This window comes from Bacillus sp. GMa5/1, assembly GCF_050172015.1.
Lineage (GTDB): Bacteria > Bacillota > Bacilli > Bacillales > Bacillaceae_G > Bacillus_A > Bacillus_A cereus.
This window is the reverse complement of the sequence record NZ_JBNLYC010000394.1, coordinates 1-1400: the sequence shown is the minus strand read 5'-3', so window position 1 is coordinate 1400 and position 1400 is coordinate 1. Positions and strand designations below refer to the sequence as shown.

The following is a 1400-nucleotide window of genomic DNA, read 5'->3' as shown; positions in this document are numbered from 1 at the left end:
ATATAATTTCTCATTGGATTTCTATAGTTGGTTATGATAAAAAAACTAGTAAATATATTGTAGTAGATAGTCTAAAAGGGAAAATCAAGAAATACTCTTTGGAGCGATTATATCAAGGGAATAACCGGCTGCAAGATGCTCAGTTTCAATGGGGAAATTTTAAACTTGGTAAATTCCATTATTGGGACCACCCTTGGGGATTGCACCCTGTTAAGAAGCAGGTAAAAGAACAATATGACAAGAAAAAGGCTTATTTAAAAGAGGGGATTATTAAGCATGAAGTACCTCATACATCAGGGAAAATGATAGTGATTGAAAAGTTATGAGCGCTAAGAGATTATTCTGGGTTATACAGAAATTGCAACTTCCCCTAGTTGCACACCTACGATATTATAAAACTTTTCCTCTTAAAAACTAGGGTCTTAGTTAAAAAGATTACTTTTAAAAAGTAGTATTTAGTCGCAACCACTCACCTTGTGGTAGTAGTTACTGGAAGAGATGTTAGCGCATCTCTTCCTTTATTATATACTTACAGAAACTTTGAAATACCTTTAAAGAAATTATAACAATTCTTAAAACAAAAAAAGACGCCCGGATTTTGAGCGCCTTTTTTTGTTGAAATTCGATAAGATGTTAGTTTTCCAATCTAACATTGATAAGAGTGACAGCTTTGATTTAATTATATATCAGAATCTATTTTCTTTGCATTGAGAAAATTAGTTCCTAATATTCCCAATACTCAAATAAAATTTTGTATATATTATAAATATTTACAGTAATGTAAAATGTGTTACAGTTAAGGCGCAAGTTATAAAACTATTAAAGGGGGAATTTTTATGTTCAAGAAATTAGTAGTGGGAGCATTAGCAACTGGTTTTGTATTAACAGGAGGTATGGGAGCCTCAGCTGCAACATCTACAGTTGATAATACTGATTCACCACAGCTGGCACCTTATAAAATGTATGAATATCATGATAGTTGTCCTCAGGTTATATCTGACTATCACATGTCATTGAGAAATGCAGATGGGATTTTCGCTAACGCTTTTACTGATCCATCATCAGGTATCACTTGGTACTTTAAAGGTTATGGTTATCATAAGGGCATTGGATGCTACGGGGGAACAAGGCATTAATCAAAGAAAAGACACCCAATTGAGTGATAAAAAAAGGAGAGTGAGATTTCACTCTTCTTTTTGTTGTACGCCTTCTACTTCCATGTAGTCAAAAACAAGTGCATGAATATCCTTATCAAAATGTTTACATTCTTATAAGGACTCGATGTTTATATCTTTATAATGTGACGCTAACCAGTCTGCAGCGAACTTAGTTCGGCTATATATACAGAAGTGATTTCCATGTTGAAGGAATATACTTCCTTTAAACCACGTTTCAAATGA

1 protein-coding gene and 1 pseudogene are annotated in these 1400 nt (G+C 33.3%); both read left to right on the top strand.

The annotated features are described in order from the left end of the window. Positions 1-326: pseudogene (locus ACQGSG_RS28920) on the top strand (hypothetical protein); the annotation flags it as partial. 510 nt (positions 327-836) lie between these two features. Continuing rightward, the gene (locus ACQGSG_RS28915; RefSeq protein ID WP_426948743.1) at positions 837-1136 is read left to right on the top strand and encodes an LCI fold-containing protein; all 300 of its coding nucleotides are present in this window, start codon (positions 837-839) and stop codon (positions 1134-1136) included. Positions 1137-1400 lie beyond the last annotated feature (264 nt).